This window comes from Rhizobium sp. 25PS6, assembly GCF_032464655.1.
In the GTDB taxonomy this organism is placed as follows: Bacteria; Pseudomonadota; Alphaproteobacteria; order Rhizobiales; family Rhizobiaceae; genus Rhizobium; species Rhizobium laguerreae.
In genome coordinates this window covers 162,921-170,188 of the sequence record NZ_JAWDIV010000018.1, presented here as the reverse complement: position 1 = coordinate 170,188, position 7,268 = coordinate 162,921, and the positions used below count along the sequence as shown (strand labels likewise).

Below are 7,268 nucleotides of genomic sequence, written 5' to 3'. Positions count from 1 at the left end.
ATAGCATTGTGATCAGGGAACGCAAAGCTGCAAGGGGTTCGACAATGCGTTTTTGCCGCCATTGCCAAGTACTGGAATTTGGCTAGTGTCCGCCTCAACTGCCGACGCCGGACATTCGACCATGAAGACAATCGCCGTTGTTATCGCAAGCCTTATCGCCTTTTCAGGCATCAGCCACGCCGCCGAAATCATCGCTCCGGTGAAGGAGATCATGGACGCGACCAGGAGCAACTGGGCCGACAATAGCAGCGACTGGATCGACATCTTCGACGCGAGCCGGCTTGACCATCTCTACAGCCGCGATTTCGTCGCGAAATACCAGGCGGCGGCGCAGTTTCCCGCCGTCGACGACGACGGCATATCGCCCTTCGACTACGACGTCATCGTCAACGGCCAGGATGCCTGCCCGCTGGAGGATCTGACGATGGTGGCAGCGCCTGTGGTCGACGGCGTGGCCGAGGTGACCGTGCGCTTCAAGAAATCCGCCTGCTCGGATGCGCCCGATGCCAAGGACTATACGACCGTTCATTTCGAGGTGGTCGAGGAAGGCGGCAAGCCCGTCATCGACGATATCGTCACCGAGAATATCGAAACGCAGGCGCGCGATTCCCTGAAGACAACGATGGCGCTGATTGCCAAGGGCCAATAGGCGCGCGACATTCAAGAGCATCGAGATTCTATCTCTGAGCGGCATGAGGGGCTCTTGCACTTGTTTTCCGGTTTTCAGTTCCGCGACTGGCTGCTTGCCAACGATCCGGCGCTTTCGCGCCTGCGCATGGCTTCGCGGGTGACGCTGACGATCGTTCTCTCCTTCGCCATCCTGTTCGCCATCCAGAAGTTGATCGTGCCGCTGCCGACGGCGGCCTTCGGTCTCGGCATCGTACTGTCGATCGAGGGCGGGGTGGCGGTGCGCGACAAGGGCAATTCGCGCCAGCTGGTGACGCGGCTTTTCGGCTGTGTCGCGAGCCTTGCCGTCGTCGGCATTGCGGCGGGGCTCGAGGATCGCCGTTTTCTCTCCGATCTCGTCTTCCTGGTGGTGATCGCGCTCGCATCGGCCGGGCGGGTGTTCGGGCCGCGTGGCTTTGCGATCGGCATGTTCGCCTTCACCTCTTATTTCATGGGGTCTTATTTCCGGCCTTCCCTTGCCGAGCTGCCTGATGTGGCGATCGGCCCCGTCGTCTCGGTACTCGTCGGCCATCTGGTGAGAGCAGTGCTGTTGCCGGATGATTGGCGGCGCGACCTGCTGCGCTCGCTCGAAAGCGTGCGCGGCCGGATCAACCAGATCCTCTTCAAGCTCGCCACCCTTGCCGGCAGCGGTCATATCGGCGAGGCTGACCGGCAGGAGCTGCGCCAGCTGGAAGACCGGCTGAAGGAAGTGGTGCTGATGGCTGAGACCTTCATTCCACGCCCGCCGGCCGGCGTCTTCGACGGTGCTTCCGATCCCGCCGCGGAATTGGCGATTCGGCTCTTCGATGCGCATCTCGCTGCCGAAAGCGCGATCGTGGTGAGCTTCCAGAGCCTGCCGCCCTTTGCGCTCATCCATGCCGTGATCGAGGCCGACAAGGCGGAGCTCGCCACCTATGAGGGGATGGCGGAAGCCATCAAAGAGGAACCGCAAGGCGAAACCGTGCGGGCGCTGCTCTGGCTCGGCGAGGCGCGGCAGCAATTGACGCAGGCGATCGGCGAGGGGCAGGCTTCCGGCTTTGCCGGCATCGATGCCGTCAAGGACACGGCACAGCCCGAGAAGATCGACTTTTCATTCGCCAATCCGCTGTTGCGCTCGGCGCTGCAGATCACGCTCGCCTCGGCGCTCGCCATGGGCTTCGGCCTGCTTCTGTCGCGCGACCGCTGGTTCTGGGCGGTGCTTGCCGCCTTCCTCGTCTTCACCAACACCAATTCGCGTGGCGACACGGCAATGAAAGCGCTGTCGCGCTCGCTCGGCACGGTGTTCGGGATCGCCATCGGCCTTCTGCTGGCGACGCTGATTTCGGGTGAGCCTGTCATCGCGATTCCGGTCGCCGGCATCTGCATCTTCCTCGCTTTCTATTTCCTGCAGGTCTCCTACGCGACGATGACCTTCTTCATCTCGATCGTGCTCTGCCTGGTCTATGGTATGACCGGGGTGCTGACGCTCGATCTCCTGCAACTGCGCATCGGGGAGACCTTGATCGGCGCGGTGGCCGGAACGGCGGTCGCCTTCCTAGTCTTTCCGGCACGCACGCGCGGCGCGCTTGATGCGGCACTCGCCCGCTGGTTTCAGGCGCTGGACGAGTTGTTGAGCGCGATCGGCGATGGCAAGAGCGGTTTTGCGCTGATTGCGCTGTCGCAGAAGATCGATGCCTGTTACCGCGACGTGACGGTGGCAGCAAAGCCGCTCGGCTCGTCCTGGTCGGTGGTGACGCGGCCGGGCCGGATCGGCCAGACGCTGGCGATCTTCCTCTCCTGCACCTATTGGGCGCGCATCCTGGCGAAGAGTTCCACAGCGCCGGCCGAGGCCGATGAGCTGAAAAGGCTGATCGCGTCGGATCTGGCGCTGATGAAGGATGCGGCCCCGCGCGGCTCGACCTGTTTCTTCATCGAGCGCAAGGCGTCGCGGACGACAGGGCGGCACCTGCCGCTGTCGCGCGAGGGCGCCAGACTCGGGCTCGAAATGATCGGTTCGGCACTGGAAAGGCTCTATCCGCAGGCTGATGTCTTGCCGTTTGCGCCGGGCGAGGTTATTGCGCGCTCGAAACAGGGATAGAACCATGGCAGGCACGAACAGCGAGCGTCAACTTCTGGCCGAAGGGCCGGCCATCATTCTGGTCGAGCCACAGATGGGCGAGAATATCGGCATGGTCGCGCGTGCCATGGCGAATTTCGGCCTTGCTGAACTCCGCCTCGTCAATCCGCGCGACGGTTGGCCGAACGAGAAAGCCCTGGCGACCGCCTCCAAGGCCGATCACGTCATCGAGGCGACCAAGGTCTACGACACGCTGGAACAGGCGGTCGCCGATCTCAATTTCGTCTATGCGACGACGGCGCGCGAGCGTGATGGCTATAAGCCGGTCCGCTCGCCGGTCATCGCCGCAGAGACGCTTCGGGCGAGGTTTCGCGCCGGCGAGGGCACAGGCATTCTCTTCGGGCGCGAGCGATGGGGGCTGACCAACGAGGAGGTGGCGCTTGCCGACGAGATCGTCACCTTTCCCGTCAATCCTGCCTTCGCCTCGCTGAACATCGCTCAGGCGGTGCTGCTGATGTCCTATGAATGGATGAAGTCCGGCATGGAGGATCTCGGCGCCGTGCCCTTCCAGGCGATGGGGCAGACGCCTTCGACCAAGGAACAGCTGTTCGGCTTGTTCGACCAGTTGGAAGAGGCGCTCGATGCGCGCGGTTATTTCCATCCCGCCGGGAAAAAGCCGAAAATGGTCGACAATCTGCGTGCCGTTCTATCCCGCCGGGCTTTCACGGAGCAGGAAATCAGCGTGTTGCGCGGCGTTATCTCCTCCCTCGACCGCTTCTCGCGCAAGAGCCCGCGCGGCGGCCGGTTCCCGACAGCGGCCAAGGAAACACCGCCCGATGACAGCGCCGACGCATGAGCTGAAGCCCGTCCTCGTCTTCGATTCCGGCATCGGCGGGCTGACCGTCTTGCGCGAGGCGCGTGTGCTGATGCCGGAACGCGGCTTCATCTATGTGGCCGACGATGCCGGCTTTCCCTATGGCGGCTGGGAGGAGCAGGCGCTGAAAGAGCGGGTGATCGGTCTCTTCGGCCGGCTGCTCGAGGAGCACGATCCCGAAGTCTGCATCATTGCCTGCAACACCGCCTTCACGCTGGTTGGCGCCGATCTGCGCGCCGCTTTTCCCCAGATGACCTTCGTCGGCACTGTGCCGGCGATCAAACCGGCGGCGGAGCGTACGCGCTCCGGCCTCGTCTCGGTGCTCGCGACGCCGGGCACAGTCAAGCGCGCCTATACGCGCGATCTCATCCAGTCCTTCGCGCAGCAATGCCATGTCCGCCTCGTCGGCTCGGAGAACCTTGCGCGCATGGCAGAGGCCTATATTCGCGGTGATGCCGTCTCCGACGACGCCGTGCTTGCCGAAATCGACCAATGTTTCGTCGAGAAGAACAGTCAGAGGACCGATATCGTCGTGCTCGCCTGCACGCATTATCCCTTCATGGCCAATCTTTTCCGCCGGCTTGCGCCTTGGCCGGTGGACTGGCTGGATCCGGCAGAAGCCATTGCCCGGCGGGCGCGCACGCTCGTTCCGCAGATCGCCGATGCCGTTCACCCCGATAATTTCGACTTTGCCGTCTTTACATCCGGCAATCCCGATTTTGCGACGCGCCGACTGATGCAGGGGTTCGGTCTCAGCACGCGATAAGGCACTGCGCGCTTTATTTCACCGATGCCATCGCGCAAGATCTCCGCGGGGAATCGCGGGCGCGTGTTTGCCGCTCAAGACATAAAGGGATGCGCCGTGCCGCTGCAAAGACTTGTCATGCTGATCTTCTTTCTGCAGCCGATAGCCTTTGGCGCCTGGTTGCCGCGTATTCCTGATGTCCAGGCGAAGCTTGAACTCGGCACCGCCGATCTCGCCGTCGCACTTCTGGGATTGCCGATCGGCACGCTGATCACCCTGCCGTTTGCCGGCCGCCTCGTCTCGCGCATCGGCGGGCGCATGGTGATCATCTATGGTTTCATCTTCTTTCTTGCCGTGGTTTCGCTTCCAGCCTTCGCGCCCAGCGCCGTGCTTCTATTCTTCGCCTTGATTGTCGTTGGGGTCGCGCTTTCGACGGTGGAACTCGGCATGAATGTCGAGGCCGATGTGACGGAGAAGGCGACGGGGCTGGTCATCATGAGCCGCTGCCACGGCTTCTGGAGCTTCGGCATTATGGCCGGCAGCCTGATCGGCGTTGGTGCCATAGCCATCGGGCTTTCGCCACACTGGTCGATCCTGATCACGGCGATCATCATCCTGCCGGCTGCGCTGATTGCCAGCCTGCGCCTGCCGAAATTGCCGGAAAGTCACCATGCGGAGAATTCGCAGGTAATGACCGGCTTCAAGCTGCCCAGTCTTGCTCTGCTCGGGATCTGCGCCTTCGTCTTCGGCGTGACGATGACCGAAGGTGCGATCGCCGATTGGTCGGCGGTCTATCTCCGCGATGTCATGAATGCAGAAGGCGCGCAAACCGGCCTCGGTTATTCGGTTTTCGCTTTCATGGTCGCGGCGGGGCGCTTCAGCGGTGATTACATGAAAGGCCGTTTCGGCGCGGTTGCCATTGCCCGTGGCTGCGGCATCGCCTCGCTTGCCGGCATGCTCGTCGTTCTCCTTGCACCGGCGACGCCGCTTGCGCTACTCGGCTTTGCCGCAGTCGGTATCGGCGTCTCGGTCGGGTTTCCGCTTGCGGTGACGGCCGTCGCTTCGCTGACTGACCGCCCGCCCGCTTCAAGCGTTGCGACGCTCTCCTTCGCAGCCCTGACCGGTTTTCTCATCGGGCCGCCGATCATCGGCTTTCTCGGCGAACTCCTGGGCTTGCGCGCGGGACTTGCGGTCTTGTTGGTACCACTTTTCGTCAGCCTGCTCTGCGCACGTTTGCTGATTCCGACGCAGAAGGACATGGCGGGCGACCTCGTCGAGCGCGAGGCGGTGTGAAACTTATTTCCCAGGGCTGGCTTTCCTGTGGGTTCTTAAAGGTTTGACGATAACAGTGCCTGCGAATCTGCTAGAGACGGGCCGGGAATCTTTAAGGGGAATTGGACGTGCAGGTTGGCATCGATATGGGACTGGCGTCCGGCGCTCCGGCGACGCTCGATATCGAGGAGCTGCTGGCGACACGTCTGCTCGTGCAGGGCAATTCCGGATCGGGCAAGTCACATCTGCTGCGCCGCCTGCTAGAGCAATCGGCGCAATGGGTGCAGCAGGTCATCATCGATCCCGAGGGTGATTTCGTCACCCTCAGCGACAGGTTCGGCCATGTCGTGGTCGACGGTGAGCGGACCGAGGCGGAGCTTGCCGGCATCGCCAACCGCATTCGCCAGCATCGCGTTTCCTGCGTGCTGACGCTCGAAGGCCTCGATCTCGAAGACCAGATGCGCGCCGCCGCCGCCTTCCTCAACGGCATGTTCGATGCCGATCGCGAATACTGGTATCCGGTTCTCGTCGTGGTCGACGAGGCGCAGATGTTTGCGCCGTCGGTCGGTGGCGATGTCTCGGAAGATGCGCGCAAGATGTCGCTCGGCGCGATGACCAATCTGATGTGCCGCGGGCGTAAACGCGGTCTTGCCGGCGTGATCGCGACGCAGCGGCTTGCCAAGCTTGCCAAGAACGTCGCGGCCGAGGCCTCGAACTTCCTGATGGGCCGAACCTTCCTCGATATCGACATGGCGCGCGCTGCCGACCTGCTCGGCATGGACCGGCGCCAGGCCGAGATGTTCCGCGATCTGAAGCGCGGCAATTTCGTCGCCCTCGGACCGGCGCTGTCGCGCCGGCCGCTGCCGATCCAGATCGGTGCGGTGGAGACCTCGGCGCGCTCTTCCAGCCCGAAGCTGATGCCGCTGCCGGATGCGCCTCAGGATGTGGAAGACCTGATCTTTACGCCCGATCCGGAGGAATTCCAGCGCCCGCTGGTGCGCCGCGCCCCGCCGGCGCCGCGGCCGACGACCGATATTCTGGCCGAACTCTCGCGCTCGACGCCAGCGGCATCGGCCGTGCCTGCCGAGGCGAGGGCGAGCCAGGTGGAAGTCTCCGCCGAAGAGCGGGAGGAGCGCCTTGCCGGCGTGCTTGCCGAAATCCTCGACGATCCGACCTCCGCCTTTCGCACCGATTCGGTGCTCTATCAGGACTTTCTCGTCCGGCTGCGCATGCGCCGGGTGCCGGGACCGCCGATCGCGCTGCCAGAATTCCGCCGGCGGGTGGCGATCTCGCGCTCCGGCGTCGATGTGACGACAGCTGCGACCAATGCCTGGGCGACGGCGCTGTCACTGTCTTCAGGTGTCACCGACGACCTGCAGGGAGTCTTCCTGATGCTCGCCAAGGCCGCCGTCTGCGGCGAGCCTTGCCCTTCGGACGCCCGCATCGCCCGCGCCTACGGTACCCATTCCGCCCGTCGCGCTCGCCGCCTGCTTGGCTATTTCGAGGAGCAGGGCATCATCGTCGTGCACGCCGATTTTTCCGGCAAGCGTATCGTCGCTTTCCCTGATATGGACTGCCAGACGGCGCCGGGCGACGCCAACGCACCAGATACCGGCTACCAGCCGCTGGCGGCGGAATAGTGGCGCTTTCGGGGT

Annotated in this window: 6 protein-coding genes; all 6 read left to right on the top strand. The window is 63.5% G+C overall.

From position 1 onward, the window contains the following. The first annotated feature begins 121 nt into the window (after positions 1-121). On the top strand, positions 122-649 hold the full coding sequence (locus RWK44_RS24985) for a hypothetical protein (RefSeq protein WP_168283559.1): 528 nt from the start codon (positions 122-124) through the stop codon (positions 647-649). Between the two features lie 54 nt (positions 650-703). Next, positions 704-2,743 (top strand): FUSC family protein, encoded by a 2,040-nt coding sequence (locus RWK44_RS24980; protein WP_316029535.1) that lies wholly within the window; start codon positions 704-706, stop codon positions 2,741-2,743. Positions 2,744-2,747: 4 nt separating this feature from the next. Next, a complete protein-coding gene (locus tag RWK44_RS24975; RefSeq protein ID WP_018483700.1) occupies positions 2,748-3,578 on the top strand; it encodes an RNA methyltransferase in 831 nt (276 codons plus the stop codon). Then, positions 3,559-4,362 carry a glutamate racemase gene (gene murI / locus RWK44_RS24970; RefSeq protein WP_025394753.1) on the top strand — a complete coding sequence of 268 codons (804 nt, stop codon included), beginning with the start codon at positions 3,559-3,561 and terminating at the stop codon, positions 4,360-4,362. The genes RWK44_RS24975 and murI overlap by 20 nt, the downstream gene beginning before the upstream one ends. Before the next feature lie 24 nt (positions 4,363-4,386). Continuing rightward, positions 4,387-5,634, top strand: coding sequence for an MFS transporter (locus RWK44_RS24965; protein ID WP_183594392.1), 1,248 nt, complete (start codon positions 4,387-4,389; stop codon positions 5,632-5,634). A 107-nt stretch (positions 5,635-5,741) separates the two neighbouring features. Further along, entirely contained in the window at positions 5,742-7,253 is a 1,512-nt protein-coding gene (locus RWK44_RS24960; protein WP_131665243.1) for an ATP-binding protein, read from the top strand. The last annotated feature ends 15 nt before the right edge of the window (positions 7,254-7,268 follow it).